The sequence below is a fragment of the Salinimicrobium gaetbulicola genome (assembly GCF_042676025.1).
Taxonomy (GTDB): Bacteria; Bacteroidota; Bacteroidia; order Flavobacteriales; family Flavobacteriaceae; genus Salinimicrobium; species Salinimicrobium gaetbulicola.
The window spans coordinates 209,552-225,897 of record NZ_JBHTJP010000032.1 but is presented as its reverse complement, the minus strand read 5'-3'; the positions used below and the strand labels follow the sequence as shown (position 1 = coordinate 225,897).

General features: G+C 40.9%; 12 protein-coding genes. 8 read left to right on the top strand and 4 right to left on the bottom strand.

Annotation, left to right across the window (positions count from 1 at the left end):
- Window positions 1–2: 2 nt before the first annotated feature.
- Window positions 3–5,030 carry a translocation/assembly module TamB domain-containing protein gene (locus tag ACFQ1G_RS02550; RefSeq protein WP_380736703.1) on the bottom strand — a complete coding sequence of 1,676 codons (5,028 nt, stop codon included), beginning with the start codon at window positions 5,028–5,030 and terminating at the stop codon, window positions 3–5.
- Between the two features lie 332 nt (window positions 5,031–5,362).
- On the opposite strand from ACFQ1G_RS02550, the gene ACFQ1G_RS02545 reads away from it, so the two are divergent.
- Window positions 5,363–6,214: an OmpA/MotB family protein gene (locus ACFQ1G_RS02545; RefSeq protein WP_380736702.1), complete on the top strand. Its 852-nt coding sequence runs from the start codon at window positions 5,363–5,365 to the stop codon at window positions 6,212–6,214.
- 54 nt (window positions 6,215–6,268) lie between these two features.
- On the opposite strand, the gene ACFQ1G_RS02540 is transcribed toward ACFQ1G_RS02545, so the two are convergent.
- Entirely contained in the window at window positions 6,269–6,694 is a 426-nt protein-coding gene (locus tag ACFQ1G_RS02540) for a DoxX family protein (RefSeq protein ID WP_380736701.1), read from the bottom strand.
- Window positions 6,695–6,983: 289 nt separating this feature from the next.
- On the opposite strand from ACFQ1G_RS02540, the gene ACFQ1G_RS02535 reads away from it, so the two are divergent.
- From ACFQ1G_RS02535 to ACFQ1G_RS02510, 6 genes are all read left to right on the top strand, one after another.
- Entirely contained in the window at window positions 6,984–7,463 is a 480-nt protein-coding gene (locus ACFQ1G_RS02535; protein WP_380736700.1) for a DUF4402 domain-containing protein, read from the top strand.
- Between the two features lie 228 nt (window positions 7,464–7,691).
- A complete protein-coding gene (locus tag ACFQ1G_RS02530) occupies window positions 7,692–8,159 on the top strand; it encodes a DUF4402 domain-containing protein (protein ID WP_380736699.1) in 468 nt (155 codons plus the stop codon).
- Window positions 8,160–8,236: 77 nt separating this feature from the next.
- The gene (locus ACFQ1G_RS02525) at window positions 8,237–8,731 is read left to right on the top strand and encodes a DUF4402 domain-containing protein (protein ID WP_380736698.1); all 495 of its coding nucleotides are present in this window, start codon (window positions 8,237–8,239) and stop codon (window positions 8,729–8,731) included.
- 170 nt (window positions 8,732–8,901) lie between these two features.
- Window positions 8,902–9,630: a molecular chaperone gene (locus tag ACFQ1G_RS02520; RefSeq protein WP_380736697.1), complete on the top strand. Its 729-nt coding sequence runs from the start codon at window positions 8,902–8,904 to the stop codon at window positions 9,628–9,630.
- Between the two features lie 21 nt (window positions 9,631–9,651).
- The gene (locus ACFQ1G_RS02515; protein WP_380736696.1) at window positions 9,652–10,173 is read left to right on the top strand and encodes a DUF4402 domain-containing protein; all 522 of its coding nucleotides are present in this window, start codon (window positions 9,652–9,654) and stop codon (window positions 10,171–10,173) included.
- A gap of 8 nt (window positions 10,174–10,181) precedes the next feature.
- Entirely contained in the window at window positions 10,182–13,088 is a 2,907-nt protein-coding gene (locus ACFQ1G_RS02510) for a peptidoglycan-binding protein (protein ID WP_380736695.1), read from the top strand.
- On the opposite strand, the gene ACFQ1G_RS02505 is transcribed toward ACFQ1G_RS02510, so the two are convergent.
- The gene (locus ACFQ1G_RS02505; protein ID WP_380736694.1) at window positions 13,079–13,591 is read right to left on the bottom strand and encodes a GreA/GreB family elongation factor; all 513 of its coding nucleotides are present in this window, start codon (window positions 13,589–13,591) and stop codon (window positions 13,079–13,081) included. The two genes, ACFQ1G_RS02510 and ACFQ1G_RS02505, sit on opposite strands and share 10 nt — an antisense overlap.
- 87 nt (window positions 13,592–13,678) lie before the next feature.
- On the opposite strand from ACFQ1G_RS02505, the gene ACFQ1G_RS02500 reads away from it, so the two are divergent.
- A complete protein-coding gene (locus tag ACFQ1G_RS02500; protein WP_380736693.1) occupies window positions 13,679–14,932 on the top strand; it encodes a glycosyltransferase in 1,254 nt (417 codons plus the stop codon).
- A 73-nt stretch (window positions 14,933–15,005) separates the two neighbouring features.
- Here the strand turns inward: ACFQ1G_RS02500 and ACFQ1G_RS02495 are convergent, their stop codons facing one another.
- Window positions 15,006–16,328 carry an aspartate kinase gene (locus tag ACFQ1G_RS02495; RefSeq protein ID WP_380736692.1) on the bottom strand — a complete coding sequence of 441 codons (1,323 nt, stop codon included), beginning with the start codon at window positions 16,326–16,328 and terminating at the stop codon, window positions 15,006–15,008.
- Between the last annotated feature and the right edge of the window lie 18 nt (window positions 16,329–16,346).

The following is a 16,346-nucleotide window of genomic DNA, read 5'->3' as shown; positions in this document are numbered from 1 at the left end:
AATTACTCCCCACTTTCTTCTTCTTCCTTTTGTTTTTTCTTTTTCTTTTCGTCTTTAATCACCTGGTCCCAGATCTCATGGAACTTGTTGAATTCCTGGGTAAAGATCAGGGAAAGACCGCTCACGATTATTTGTCCGTCAATTACATTCTCATAAGATTTTCTTCGGAAAGCTCTCAGTCTGAATCGGCCGTTTTCGGTTAAAAGGTATTCCAGGCTCACATTTCCTATTACCGGGCTGCTCTCTTCCACCTGGCTGCTACCCTGAAGGTCTACTTCACTTCCTACACTCACGATCAATCGGTCATCTAAAAGGCTTTTTTGAGCGGTAATATCCAGCTGGGTTCGTTCCTGCGGACTTTCTCCCTGGTAATCTGTATAGCTATCCAAACCGAATTTGAGATCAATTCCGGTTTCTCCCAGCAGTTTATCTGAAAATAAATTCAGCTGATCTGAAAGGGCTTCATTCAGGTTATCTCTTGCAAATGCGAGTGTTCCACCTGCACTTCCGTCACTTCCCGAATCGGGGAAGAATCGGTTAAGAACGAGTAGTGAAAAAACCTGTTTATTGAGTTCATTTTCCTGTGTGTTGATCTGTTGAACCCTTCCGTACACCTGCCCTCCAATAGCGCCTTGCTCGTCTTCAGGCATATCAAGTCCAAAGGACAGCAAAGGTTGAGATATATCCCCGTCAATATTCAGATAGACCAAAAAAGGTAATTCCTGACGGTACCTGTCTTTCACATCTACATCTGCTCCCGTGATCTGCGGAGCCATTAATCCTGAAGCGGAGACCTCTACTCTATAAACCGCTGTAATATCAAGATCAGCGTCCAAAGGATCCCCGGCCCAGACAATGCTACTTCCGTCCATCAGGTCAAATTTCCGGGTTACCAGATTATACAAGCTCATTTCATAATATCCGTCATTAATATCTACTCTTCCCGAGAGCGTGGTTCTTCCGTTAGGATAAATATTGAACAACAGATCTCCCTCCCCCGAAGCTCTAAAATGATCTCCGGTATCTTCATCGAGAACTATCGTGAAGGTCGCATTCTTTTCCAGGTTTATATAAGAATTGAGATTAAGGCCCGAAAATGTGATCGCATCCTCGCTGGCAGTGGTCTGGGTAAGTATCCTGTCAGGGTCTTCCCTGTTCACAAATTTAACCACTCCTTCCCTTTCTTCGATCTCGAGGCGTGCAGAAGGAATCACATAGGTCATATCTGTTTCTTCCTTGATGTCCAGGTCCAGATCTATTTTTGGAAGCTCGAGGTTCCCGGTAACACTACCTTCAGCATCAAAAACCGCGATTCCGTAGAAGAGTTCATTATCCTCCTCGGTAGAGTTCAAAGCGGTGAAATTCTTAGCAGTAAAATCCAGGTCAAATTCAGGATTGGTTAAACTTTCCGTATAAATTCCGCCATCAAGCACCAGGGTATTCTTCTTGCTGTCCCTAATTTCAAAATTATCCATGAAAAGGCCTTCGTTAGTAACCTTCAGGGTCTCATCTGCAAGGACGAAGGAGGCATTCAAAGTAGCTACCGTAAATGCCGCCTGATTGAAGTTCAAAGTCCCTTCATAAACAGGATCTGCAGTAGTTCCCTTGACTGAAATATTTCCTGAAAAACTTCCGGAAGTTGTATTCAAAGCACCCGAGGAAAGGCCTTCTACAACTTTCATTTTAACTTCGTTAAGATCGAGGTCAAGGTTTAATTTAGCGGCAGTTTCATCGGCCTGATAATTACCGGTAAGATCCAGGTCGACATCGCCTTCTTTGATAGCGAGATCGAAATCATAGGTCCTGCTGCCTACAGCCTCACCTTCTAAAGTGAGAATTCCAAAAGGCACTTCCATGACCGCAAATTCATTGATCCTTAAATTTGCTAACATCCCTGTGCTGCCAAAGGGTTCTTCAACAATAAAATTCCCATTAAGCCTTCCTGACGCCAGGACTTCTTCAGGGTTCAGATAGGAAAATAGTGTCGCTAAGTTGAAATTTTCAAACTCCAGCCCAATATGCTCTTTCTGAACACCGGGAACCTGGTTGCTTACGATCATCTCCTGGCCGTTTCTGGTAAGCCGGAAATCATTGAACTCCCAATTATTTTTTCCTATTAAGATCTCATTTTCAGGGGCGATATTCCATGGCACCGCGTTGAGGACAAATTCATCCGGCACCACATGAATTCTAAGGATCTCCTCAGACTTTGAGATCTGGGACCGGATATGCATTAATTTCTTATCCTCATAATTTGAAGTAAAATCCAATTCTAGATTCTGATCGGCTAACTCCCCTTTTAAAATAGTTTGCTTAATGGCCAACGGACCAAAATCAAGACTTTTTAATCCGAAGTCAAAAGCTAATCCCTCCTTATTTGAATCCAGGTTAAAGCGAAGGCTGTCAATTTCACTTCCGAAGTATTTGATATATGGAAGATCAATATCGGCAATTAAGCTTCGTTCCTTTTCCCGAAAATCAACCTTAACCTTTATGGTATCTAAGCCTTCCAGTTTCGGCAAGAATACTTCCTCCAACATGGGCGTGGGACTTACTTCTGCGGTAAGGTCTAAATTAACCGGGTTTTGTACGGTATCGGTTCTTTCTATGGTAGAGAAATAACTCTCATAATGCCTGTTTAAAGCCTTGCTGAAGTCAATCGGGCTGGCATTGGACCTTAACCGGAGATTAAGTATTCGGTTGCGAATATCAAGGGAGGTCGTATCTTCTTCTACATGGCCTGTGACTTCAAGATTACCCAGGAGATAAGATTCATTGTCATAAACCGCGATTCCATCGGTAATATTTGCTGAAACATCATAATTGGTCGCATTCCCTTTAAAATTAGCTTCCAACTTTAAAGCTGCGTTCACAGGTCTCTGAAACAATCCCAGTTCCTGCAAATTCGCCCCAATAACATCAAGTTGTACTGCAATTTTAGGTGCGATACTGTCCATCTCAATAAAACCTTCCAGGGTCATATTGAGGTTTTCATCCTTATAATCCGCTTCTACATAACCTTCTCCATTTTCGAGTTCTCCTAAAAGATCCAGATTCCTGAAAGTATAATTATTGTACCCAAAACTGGAAATATTTGATTTGAAGTCCACATCCAGTTCATTGACATTTGCTCCGTTTCCGGAAGCCTTAAGGTCAAGGCTCACATTACCAAGACTTTTATTCTGAAGCAGTTCCCCTACCTTGAATTCGGTGACCTGAACATCGGCGTCAAAGGCGATCCCGGGTGCTGAAACAAATTTACCGGCTATTTGAAGATCTCCCATAGAAGAGCTCAGGTTAGCATCGATCTGAATATTTTCAGGAGTACCACTCAAATTTCCGGTGATCTCAACATTTTCAGGTAATTTAATGCCAAGGTCTTCTTCCTTTACAAATTTCAAAATGTCATTGCGCGTGGAAACAGCTCTGAACTGTGGAAAATCGAATCCTATTTTATCAGGTTCCGTAGCATTAAAAATATTTCCGTTAAGTGCCACAGAAGTATTTTGCCCCCAATTGACCCGGGAATTTTGAACCTTTATTTCGGAAAGTTTTCCGTCTGCATAAAGGCTTCCGTATAAACTTTTTTCGCTTAGAGCATTGACATATTCATTCTCTCTTAGCTGCGGCTGGAAAAAGAATAATTCTTCCAGGTTAACTTTAAATTCAGGTAGCTGAAGGTCCACCCTGCCCGTTTCAGGCTCATTAAGGAAATTATTCAGACCGGGATATTCAATACCAAGGTCACCTCTAACAACATTTTCATTTAACTGAAGGTTTAGGTTGTTTAATGACATGCTTTCTTCTGAAACATCCAGGTCAAAAGCCAGCCTTGTAAGATCTAAGCCGGAAGCCTCCCTGAAATTCAATTTTTGAACGAATGATTCGGCAGAACCGGGCTTTAAAGCTAAATGATTTGCCTGAAAAGTAAGGTTCTGAATATCGATCGCATTGGGATTAAAAACTCCTTTTTGCGGAGTGGCCGAATCTACGATATATTGAAAATGATTATCCACCAGAGTAATCTCTTCGGCAATTACGTCCCATTGAGGCCATTCAAAAATGGGTTTTTCAGAAGGTATTTTTTCTTTAGCTATACTCACTTCGGAAGAAGTCGTGGTGTGGATCAGGATATTGGAATTTTTCAACCTGAGGCGCTCCAGAATTATCTCATTTTCAGAAAGGTTAGCTTCAGGTAGTTCAACTATCAGATCATCTATAGAAACATCTGCTAAAAGTCCGTCAGGAATGGAATTATACTCTCCGGAAACATTATCGAGTTTCAAGTTATGAATAGCTATCTTCGGAAGAGGTGCCGGATCTTTTTCCTCTTTTTCAGGGAATGGCTTGGTCTGGACATAAGAAAAACGGGTATCCAGAAGAGTAGCCTCCCGGATATCAAAATCCATTGCAGCCAGATCAAAATTTTCAACTTCCACTTCCAGTTCCCCAAGATTAAACTGACTATCGATCCCTCCTACCTGATCGTTAAATTTCAATTGAAAATCAGAGAGCTGTATATCTCCCAGGCTGAATTCCATTCCGGCACCCGTCGTATCGGCAGGCGTGGCAGCGACTGTAGTATCCTGGCTAACAAAGGCGTCCATCAGGAACTGGTAATTAAACCCTGAAACGCTGTCTACGCGGCGGATATTGGCTCTTACCCCACGCCAATCAATATTATCAATAGAAAAACCCTGCTTCTTAATAATAGGTAATAAGGGAATGTCAGCTTCCAGGTAACGAGAATAGATCAAGGTGTCCCCTTGCTTATCCTCCATATATAATCCCTCCAGGTTAATATTTCCGGAAAAGGTAATAAAAAGTCGATCCACTTTGATCTCTGTACCTGTTTGATCCTCAAGGTAAGAAACTAATCGATCAACAATAATACCCTGCCCCCAGGGACTGCGGATAAACAGTATCAACAGAAGCAAGAAAATAAAAATCCCTAAAAGGATCTTTCCGAAGAGCCTTAACCCTGAGCCTTTCTTTTTATCTTTCTTCTTCTCTTTTTTTTCGGGTTCCAATTTATTGAGCGTATAGTTTTATATAAGATAGGAGTATAAATTTAATCTTTTCCGGGTAAAGCAGCTGTAAAAATCTGTGCTTCAGATGTTTCGAAAAAACCTGATAAAATCAGGGGAAAAGCGATACTTCAAATATTTCAAAAAGGTAAAAATTTAACGTGATTCAGCCAGTTTATTAAGACTTTTTTAGCAACTGACTTATTAGGATAATAATCTTCCGTTAAAACCAAAGAAGTAAAAATGCCTTTTATATAATTTCGCATTATAAAACACGTTTTAAAGTCTCGATAACCCAAATATCAAAGTGAACTTTAAAACAAAAATTAAACATTATGAAACGAATTCTTACCGTAACGGTATTGGCAGCAAGCATGTTAACCTCTTGTGTATCTAAAAAGAAATATGTGGCCCTGGAGGAAGACTATAATCAAACCCGAAGCAGTCTGCAGAAAACCCAGGTAGAAAAAGAAGAACTTGAGGAAAGATTAGGCGTAATTGAAGCCCGTGTTTCTGATTATAACGCGAAGATCAATTCTTTGAAAGATGAAAACGATCAAAAACTTGAGATCAATGAATTGACAGTGATGTCAAATGCCAACAAAAGGAAAATGAGAGAGACCCTGAAAAATGTGGATCAGGCAGAATTAGCGAAAGCTGAAACTCTCGAAGACTCCATCAACCTGGCGGTTTCTCATAATCTAAAGAACCAGATTAGTAGTGGTGACTCTGAAGATGTTGAGATTTCTATTGATAAAACTGTAGTGATGATCAATGTTTCTGACAAACTTCTTTTTAGAAGCGGAAGCCACAGGGTGAGCAGAGACGCGTATCCACTACTTGAGAAGCTGGCTGAAGTGATCAATTCTGAACCTACTATGGAAGTAATGGTTGAAGGCCACACAGATTCTCAAACCATGGTTGAAAATTCCTATTTAGTGGACAACTGGGATCTAAGTGTTAGAAGATCAACTGCAATTGTTAGATTGTTACAGGACCGTTTTGATGTGGCTCCTGAAAAACTGATCGCTGCGGGAAGAAGTAGCTTCAAGCCTTTAGCTCCTAATGACACTGCCGAAAATCGTGCGAAGAACAGAAGGACCAGAATTGTCATCATTCCTAACCTGGACAAGTTCCTTGCCATGTTGGAAGCTGATAATAAAACTTTAGAGAAAGACGATATGTAGGTCTTAGACCGGAAAAATGAAAAGGGTTGTTCGAGAGAACAACCCTTTTTTGTTTTAGGAATGCTTGGTCCGTTTAAGCCAGTAATAATCGAGGGCGTACTTCCCTGCCCCTGTTATTAGTATTACTATATATATAAGGAGAAAGACTCCGGCAAGCTCTTTTCCTTTGAATGGATCCTGCGCGTGAAAGATAAAAAAGGCAACAGCCATATTAAATATCAGGACAATAGCAGCAAGACGGGTTCCCAATCCAAAGAGAATAAGGATAGAACAAATGAACTCCGCGAAAGTTGAAAGCAACAACGAGGTTGTGGCTCCCAATCCTAATGGATCGGCAAAAGCAATTTCCTCACTTCCAAAAAGGTTTAAAAGTTTGGGGACTCCATGGGTAAGCATGAATGCTGCGACACCCACTCTCAATACCAGGAGACCGGCATCAATACTGGGAAGGTTTAGATTGGTAGAATAAATTTTTCTCATGATGTGGTTGGTTTTGAGGTTTAATATACCATTAATTCGATAAATATTTATAAAGTCCCTTTCCTGAAAGCCTTTTCTTACAAAATTAAAACATGATGATGATCATATTTTAAAAATTAGGATTAAGTCACGGTTTTTCAGTAAATTAAACAATCCCTCCTAAATATTTGTAGTATAGCCGAATGTTAAAATTGGTACTTTAACGATATTATTGTGCATTTCATCGATATTGAGAAAAAAATTTTATTACATTGGCATTAAGAAAAAACATGAAGTGAGACCCCTAATTGTGAGCATATTATTTTTCTTCTACGGAAGTATCGTCTATAGCCAAACTCAGGCTACAGCTACTTTCACGGCTTCGGTGACCATAATCGAACCGATCGGGATCACAAACACTTCTAATATGAACTTTGCTGCCCTGGATGCTAAAGATGGTGGCACCGTTATCCTGACTCCCGAAAATGACAGAATTACCACAGGCGGTATAGAACTGGCAGACGGGGCAATGGTCTCTGCGGCCTCATTTAAAGTGACCGGAGAGAACGGATATTCTTTTTCTCTTAGCCTGCCCAAGGGAGAATATTTTTTAAGCGACGGAACGGAAACAGTCGTAATAAAAGATTTCACCAGTAACTTTCAAGAATCCACAATCTCTTCAACTACTCCCGAGATAAAAGTAGGTGCCACCCTAGATGTGAAGGCCGGTCAGCGCCCCGGAAACTATAAAACCCTGACTTCCATTCCGGTAACGGTAAACTACAATTAAGCACATTCCTATTTAATTCTCCATTACTTTCATAATCAATCGTTTAACGTCGATTTTTATTCTTTTATCGTTAATAAAACAGTAGTTTTCTTGCATTTTAGCGAATTTTTAAGGCGGAATTAACACTTTAACGAGTATTTCTTACGTTCACCGACTTTATTTGTAGGATTCTTCGATATACCCAATATTTGGTTCGAATTTGAACTAACCCCTTTTTAAATCGACCTAATGAAAAAGATTACTTTATTACTACTTATGTTAATATCAGGAACTGCTTTTGGACAAACTACCGTAAGCAGTGCTGCAGAAATTATTGAAGCTATTAAGTTTACTGAGGTCACAGGCCTTAACTTTGGTAAACTTGACAATACAGCAGGAACCGTCATTATTGATTATGCCGGAACCCCAACTGGAACAAAAACGCAAATAGCCGGAGGGGTAGTTTCGGCTGCTGAATTAACCGTAACTGGTGAACCCGATGAAGCTTACTCTATTACGGTAGGAGAAACTGCTACTTTAACTGAATCTGTATCTTCCGCTACTATGGATGTTACAGGTATTACTCATGATGCAAATGAAACTCTTGATGCTTCTGGGAATGAGACTGTACACATCGGAGGTACATTAACCGTAGGTGCATCCCAAACTACGGGATCATATACCGGTACAATTTCTGTTACCGTAGCATACAATTAATTACTATCTAAAAAAGCCACAAAACTAGTTTTATAAACAGTGTTGTGGCTTTTTTATGAAAATATAATTATCTTCATATGGTTAGGCTAATATTTATAGTTCTGTTTTCTTTTTTTACCATGACCGCAAATTCTCAAAATTCTGCAGCGGCTACGGTAAATAGCAGGGCTACAATTATAGACCCTATAAAGATTACAAAATCTGTAGATCTGGACTTTGGGAATGTGATAAGCGCATTTAATCCGGGTAAGGTAGTTCTCTCTCCCAATGGCAACAGAATTGCACAAGGGGTGCAGATCTCAAGCACTTTTCCGGGGAATGTTGCTCCTGCAGAAGCGATTGTTAACCATGGAAATAATAAATATTCAATTTCATTACCTAATTCATTCACCTTATACAGCCAGGAAGATCCGAGTCAAATACTTATTATTGATGAATTTAAGGTAGATCCTACAATTGGTGAAACACTAGACGTATTGAAAATTGGGGCCACTCTCAATTTGGAAGCCAATCAGCCTTCCGGGTTTTACACGAATTCCAGTGGTTTTAATGTGACAGTTTCTTATAACTGAAACTTTCACAAATCTTTAACTTTTTGCGGCTATTTCCCTATATTTGAAGCCTGTAATATGTTATATATAGCCCCATGAATAGAAAAGTTCTCCCCTTTATTATCGGTATTCTTTTAACTGTGCTATTTTTTCCTGTAGAAAGTGCATCCGCACAAGGAGATTTAATGGTTATGCCTAAAAGATTGGTATTTGACGGCAGCCAGCGATCCCAGGAAATAAATCTCGCAAACACCGGTAAGGACACGGCCATTTACGCCATCTCTTTTATTAATTATAGAATGACTGAAGACGGGAAATTTGAACAAATTGAGACTCCGGATGAGGGACAACGATTTGCAACCGATTTTTTACGCTATTTTCCAAGAAGAGTGACCCTGGCCCCAAACGAAGCTCAAACAATTAGGGTTCAACTTACCCGAACCGGGAATTTAGAGGAGGGAGAATATCGATCTCATGTATATTTTAGGGCAGTCGATAATCAGGTTGCCTTAGGAGAAGCTGAACAAATGAATTCAGGTGCTATTTCTATTAACATTAAAACCATTTTTGGAATCAGCATACCGGTAATTATTCGTCATGGAAAATCCACTACTGAGGTTAGTCTTAGTGATGTTAAATTAAATTTTGAAGAAGAACACCCGCGGTTATCAATGATCATAAATCGATCCGGGAATATGTCTGTCTATGGAAATCTTAACGTAGAACATATTTCATCCACTGGCGAAACCACAGTTGTTGGTTTGGTAAAAGGAATTTCTGTATATACCCCTAATCCCAATAGGCAATTTAAAATGATTTTAAATCAATTAGACGGATTAAATTTTAAATCAGGTAAATTAAAAGTTACTTATACTTCAGATACTGACCAGGAACTTTCGGTAGCTGTAATTGAACTCTAATTATCAAAACAGCTTTTAAATATGCATTTCCAAATTTTATCGATTCCAAAGATTATTATTTTAGGTAGCTTTATTTTAATAACATCACAGGGATTAGCTCAGCAAATAACCATAGATGGAGTTGTTGGGAGTTTAGATTTTGGAACCTTTGCAAAAGCTTCCGGTGGTACTATAACTTTAAATGGGGATGGTTCAGTTAGTTCAACTGGAGACATCTATCCATTAAAATTTGGGAAGCCCCGTTCTGTAGCTAGTATTGAAATAAGCACGACTGCTAATACTACTGGTAATGGAAATGGGAACGGGAATGGGAATGCAGCCAAAGTTGTAAATATTACTTCATTGCCAACAACACTAATCGGCGGAACGGGAATATTAGAATTATCTTTAAATTTCAGCGACAATAATTTTTTTCTTCCCCAGAATACACCTAAAACTATTTACATGGGAGGAACATTAACCGTGGGCGGACCGGAAGATCCTAGTGGAATTTATTCAGGGACAGTTGACGTAACGGTGGACGTAATCTTTACTTTTCAATAAGGATTTTAATGGATGACCGGTTAAAGATATTAACTATTTTAAGGACTCCTAATTTCTTATTGCTGTCTGTATTACTTCTCACAATTCCCCGGTTACATGCCCAGCAAAACTTACCCGGCCACGACGAACTAAACGTTGAAATGTCGGTCCCTAAAATGGGAGTTGTAGAAATTCCTGTCGCGATTCAGGGCGATGACGCTTACCTACCGGTTCAAGACCTGTTTGATATTCTCCAGCTTAAAAATGTTGAAATAAATACAGGAGTTTTAGGATTCATCATCCACCCCGACTCCACCTATCATATAAACTATAAAGATCTTGAGATCGTTTACAGGGATGAAACCTTTCCTATAAAAGAATCTGATGTGATCAAATCTCCCACAGGAAACTATTTAAAATCAGATTATTTCGGGAAAGTGTTCGGGCTTCATACTAACTTTTCTTTTCGGAGTCTCTCGGTGAATTTTGAAACTGATAAAGAACTGCCTTTCGTCAGGGAAATGAAAAGAAAGGAGATCCGTGAAAACCTGAACCGGGTTAAGGGTGTCGTGAATCCCGATACCATCATGCCACGCCGCTATCCCTTTTTTAAACCTGGCTTCCTCGACTGGGGCGTTACCTCGACCCAACAAACCCAGGTTTCGAATGACAATCGGTTGAATCTGGGTCTGGGAACCATGTTCCTGGGAGGAGAAACCAATGTGCGATTGAATTACTCAACCCGGGTACCCTTTAACTCCCGAAACCAGTTCTATCAATGGAGACTGGTCAACAATTACAGTAAATTCTTTAAACAGGTTAGCGCCGGAAGGATCAATACCCAGGCTACTTCCTCGCTCTTTGCTCCCATTAACGGAGTACAATTAAGTAACAGCCCTTTTCAGAACCGTCGAAGTTTTGGAACATTTACCCTGAGTGATTTTACAGAGCCCAGGTGGACGGTGGAATTATACGTGAATAACGCCCTGGTGGATTTTACGGTGGCAGACGCTTCGGGATTTTACACTTTCGAAGTGCCTTTAATGTACGGAAATACAGCAGTAGATCTTAGGTTTTACGGGCCTTACGGGGAAGAGCGAACCGAGGAACGAATGATCAACATACCCTACAATTTTGTGCCGAAGAATGAATTCGAATACACTTTAAGTGCAGGGATCCTTGAAAATCCTGAGAATGACAGGTTTTCACGCCTTAATATGAACTATGGTCTCAATAATGCCATTACGCTGGGTGGTGGTGTGGAATATCTTTCAGATGTCAGCAGCGGCGAGGTTATGCCTTTTGTAAATGCCTCGGCGAGGGTGGCTACCGGCCTGCTTTTCAGCGGGGAATACATGTATGGTGTTAAGGGTGAAGCCTTGTTAAGCTATCACACCCCAAAAAGTCTGCAGGTAGACCTGAATTATATCAAATATGATGAGGATCAAACTGCTATCAGGCTTAATTACCTGGAGGAACGTAAAATAAGTTTATCTACTCCTATCAGGACCAAGGCGTTCTATATGTTCAGCAGGATGAGCGTGAACCAGATCCTTATGCCCGCCACTAAACTTACTACAGCCCAATTACTGCTGTCGGGAGGATTTATGGGCGTTAGTACTAACCTAACGACCTACGGAGTTTTTAATAGCAGGGTTGACGATCCCACTATTTACAGCTCCCTATCTCAAACCTATAGATTACCTTATAAACTGATTTTTTCTCCACGCGTTCAATATGATGTGAGCCGCAATACGTTCACGAACCTGAATGTAGAACTGGAACGTCCTGTCTTTAAGAATGGATTCGCGAATGTGGGTTATGAGAATAACTTCCGGAGAGATCAACATATATTTGAATTCGGGTTGCGATACAGCTTTGATATGGCTCAAACCTCCTTCTCCTCAAGGATCGGAAGAAATAACAGCTCTTTTGTAGAATCGGCGCAGGGAAGTATACTTTTTGATGACAATAACGGCTATGTGATGGCCAGAAACCGAACTTCAGTAACCAGGGCTGCCTTAACACTTGTTCCATTCCTGGACCTGAACTGGAACGGCAAGAAAGATCCTATGGAACCGGGAGTCCCCGGCCTGGAGTTGAGCAACCGTGCAGGAAACGTAACTTACAACAAGGACAGAACCGTGATTAGGATCACTGAACTGCAACCTTACGTTGATCTGTTACTACAACTGGATCCTGTAAGGCTGGATAACATTGCCTGGAAGATCCCGAATCCGAAGATCGGAGTGCATACCACACCGAACCAGTTCCAGGAAATTCATGTTCCCATCCAGGTCCTGGGGGAAGTCGGCGGAATGGTTTACCTGCAGGACTCAAAAGGAACGCGCGGGCAGGGTCGTATCAGGGTTAAGATCCTCAACAGGGACGATAGCGTAGCTGCTGAATTTCTAACGGAAGGCGACGGTTATTTCACCTACCTGGGACTTGCACCGGGCCATTACCGGGCTGTAATAGATCCGGAACAGCTTGAGAAACTTGATTTCCAAGCTGCACCATCAGAAATTCCTTTCAATATTGAGATCTCAAAATATGGGGATATCGTAGATACTATGGAATTCTTTATTCGTCCTAATCCTGAAACAGAAGTGGATTCCGTTTCAAAAAGTTCGATGAAGGAGACAGACATGACTGAAATTCCTAAAAAGCCAAGATTATTCTTAATTGACCTGGGAGAAAGAGGTATTTATGCCTTCAGTGATACAGATGAGAATATCAAATTGATTCAGAAATTCCTGAATGAACTGGGCTATCGCAGCGGAGAAATTGACGGGATTTTTGGTTACAGAACTCTTGACGCAGTTAAGAATTTCCAGAATGACGCTGAAATTAGGATCGACGGGATCTTTGGGCCTGAAACCCTGAACGCTTTAAAAGCTATCCTGATAGAAGAAGAAATAATCGATCAGGAATAACGTATTCCTGTAATTTCCAGTTCTCTTAATTCCCCGGCCATAGAAACCTGGGTGGTCTCCCCTACTTTTTTGCCAGTCAGGGCTTTCGCAAGTGGTGCCAAAAATGCTATTTTTTGCTGCTTTATATCGGCTTCATCTACGCCAACGATCTGGAAAGTACTGGTGATACCCTTTTGTTTTCCGTTCAGGTTTTTAAAACTTACGGTGGAACCAAACCTTACTTCCTCTTCAGGCTGATCTTCAGGTTTTAAGATCCTGGCCGAAGCGATCCGATCGTTCAGGAGATTCAGTTTTCCATTAATTATAGCCAGGGCGTGTCGTCTTTCTTTATCACTTGAAATATCCAGGTTTCTGCGCTCCTCCTCCAGATCCTCCCTTTCGGCGATCAGCTCCTCATATCCCGCGGGAGTTACATAATTGGTAACTCCTGCCGGCAATGCCGCGCGTGGCGGGATGAATGGCGCTTCTTCCTGGTCGTCTTCCTTTACAAATCCTCGGCTCATAATCAATTGTTTTCTTAAATATCTGAATAACCCGGCACAAATCAAAAACTTCCGCCAATTCCCGTCATTTTCCGCTATTTTTGAAACATGAGATCACTCTTAGTTATTGGATACGTTTGGCCTGAACCAAGATCTTCGGCAGCAGGCACCAGGATGATGCAGTTGTTAAGCTTTTTTAAGTCGGAAGGATTCGAGATCACCTTTGCCACTACTGCTTCGGAAACTGATGTTATGGAAGATCTTTCCTTACACGGAATAAGAACAGAGAAGATCAAACTTAATGATCCCGAATTCGATATTTTTCTGAAGAAGTTAAATCCTGAAATAGTGCTTTTTGACCGATTTATGATGGAAGAACAGTTCGGGTGGCGGGTTTCTGAAGTTTGCCCGGATGCTTTAAAGATACTGGATACCGAAGATCTGCACTTCTATAGAAAGGCACGGCAGGAAGCTTTTAAGAAGGGTTCACCGCTTTCAGTTTCTATGCTTCAGAATGACCTTTCAAAAAGGGAGATCGCCAGTATATATCGCTGTGACCTTTCTTTGATCATTTCTGAAATGGAAATGGATCTACTAAAATCTACTTTTAAGCTCCCTGAAGAATTGCTGCTCTACTTACCATTTATGGAGGAGATCCCTTCCGAAGAAAAAAGGAGTAAACTTCCCACTTTTCAAGATCGGGAACATTTTGTAAGTATCGGGAACTTCAGGCATGATCCGAACTGGGATGCGGTACTCCACCTGAAACAGAATATCTGGCCGTTGATAAGAAAACAGCTTCCTTCTGCAGAGTTACATATTTACGGAGCCTATGCGACAGCAAAAGTCAGCCAGTTGCATAACGTTAAGGAAGGTTTTATCGTAAAAGGGCGGGCTGATTCCGCAGAAAAAGTAATAAGGAATTCAAAAGTACTGTTAGCTCCTTTACGATTTGGAGCCGGTTTAAAAGGTAAATTTATCGATGCCATGAAAACCGGAACACCCAGTGTCACCACACCTTTAGGAGCAGAAGGAATGTCTGAAACAAATATTTGGGGCGGTAAAATAGCCGGGAACCCTGAAGAATTTGCAAATGCCGCAGTAGAGCTATACTCAAACAGTTCGGCCTGGGAAAAAGCACAAAAAGAAGGTTTTGAGATCCTGGAAATAAGGTATTCTAAAAGCCTTTTTTCAATGATGCTTCAGAAAAGAATTGGATCAGTTTTAAGTAATCTTCAGGAACACAGGGAAGTTAATTTCACCGGTACCATGCTCCAGCACCATCAATTAGCAAGTACCAAATTCATGTCAAAATACATTGAGATGAAAAACCGGTTGGAGAACCTGACAGCCAAAAAATAGGAAAGCCCACAAAATTGCGGGCCATCCACAATCCAAACAAAAAACTAACAACGTTACACAAGAGTTAAAAAGCTCACGTTAGCAGTTTTTCAACAAACAATTTTCGGTTTAGCGATTGCAATACTTTAACCTTGTTACTGGTCTCCACCAAAAGGGAAATATTATTGCTGCTGCCACCATAAGATATCATTCGAACGGGGAAATCGTTCAGTATTTCAAAAAGTCGAAAGGTGTCTTTATCATTGATCACCCCCTCGCCCACAATACAAATAATACTGTGGTCCCTATCAACAGTGATCTCACCAAAATCATTCAATTCATAAAGAATATCATCCAGGTTTCGGGTGTCATCAATGGTAAGGGAAATAGCGATCTCTGAAGTGGTGATCATATCGATAGCGGTTTCGTGTTTATCGAACACCTCAAAGATCTTTTTTAAGAACCCGTGTGCCATCAACATTCGGTTTGACTTGATCTTGATAGCCGTAATGCCGTCCTTGGCTGAGATGGCCTTTAAACCAGTTTCAGTGATATCTGAGGATATTTTAGTTCCAACCGCTTCGGGAGTGAACGTATTCTTTAAATAGATGGGTATATCCCGCTCCTTTACAGGAGAAACGGTTTGAGGGTGCAATATTTTAGCCCCGAAATATGCCAGCTCGGCAGCCTCCTCAAAAGTGAGGTTTTGAAGGGTTTTTGTGTTTTCTACAAAGCGCGGATCATTGTTATGGAAACCGTCAATATCGGTCCAGATCTGCACTTCCTGGGCATCCAGGGCAGCACCTATTATAGTTGCTGTATAATCACTTCCTCCCCTGTTCAGGGTATTTATGTTCTTATTCCTGTCAATTCTAACAAATCCCTGGGTAATGTATACTTCTGAAGATACTTCCCGGTCAAGGGTCTCTAAAAGCAGATCTTGAACAGTTTCAATATCAGGATTTTCAACATTTGAAATATGCATGAAGTCTTTCGCATCTAAAAGAGTGTTTGGTAGAGCTTCTGCTTCCAGGTATCGCGAGAAGATCAGGCTCAGAAAACTCTCCCCATAAGTAATCACCATAGCTTCGGAAAGATCTTTGTTGTCTGAAACAGTTTCTTCAAACTGTGAAAAAAGATTTTCAAATTGCTGAATGGTATTTCGGGCAGCATCTGAAGTAAAAAGCTCTGCAATAAGATCCAGGTGTTTCTGACGGATGTTCTGAACTTTTTCAGAAACATCATTCTCTTTATTAGCTCTTATAAGCTGGTAAAGGCTCACCAAATCATTGGTCACGCCCGACATGGCAGATACCACCACGACCTTTCTCCCCCGTTGGGAAGCGATAATCTTTTTGACATTTTTGATACTTCCTGCAGTTCCAACAGAAGTACCACCAAATTTTAAAACCTTCATAAGCAATTTAGAAAGTGC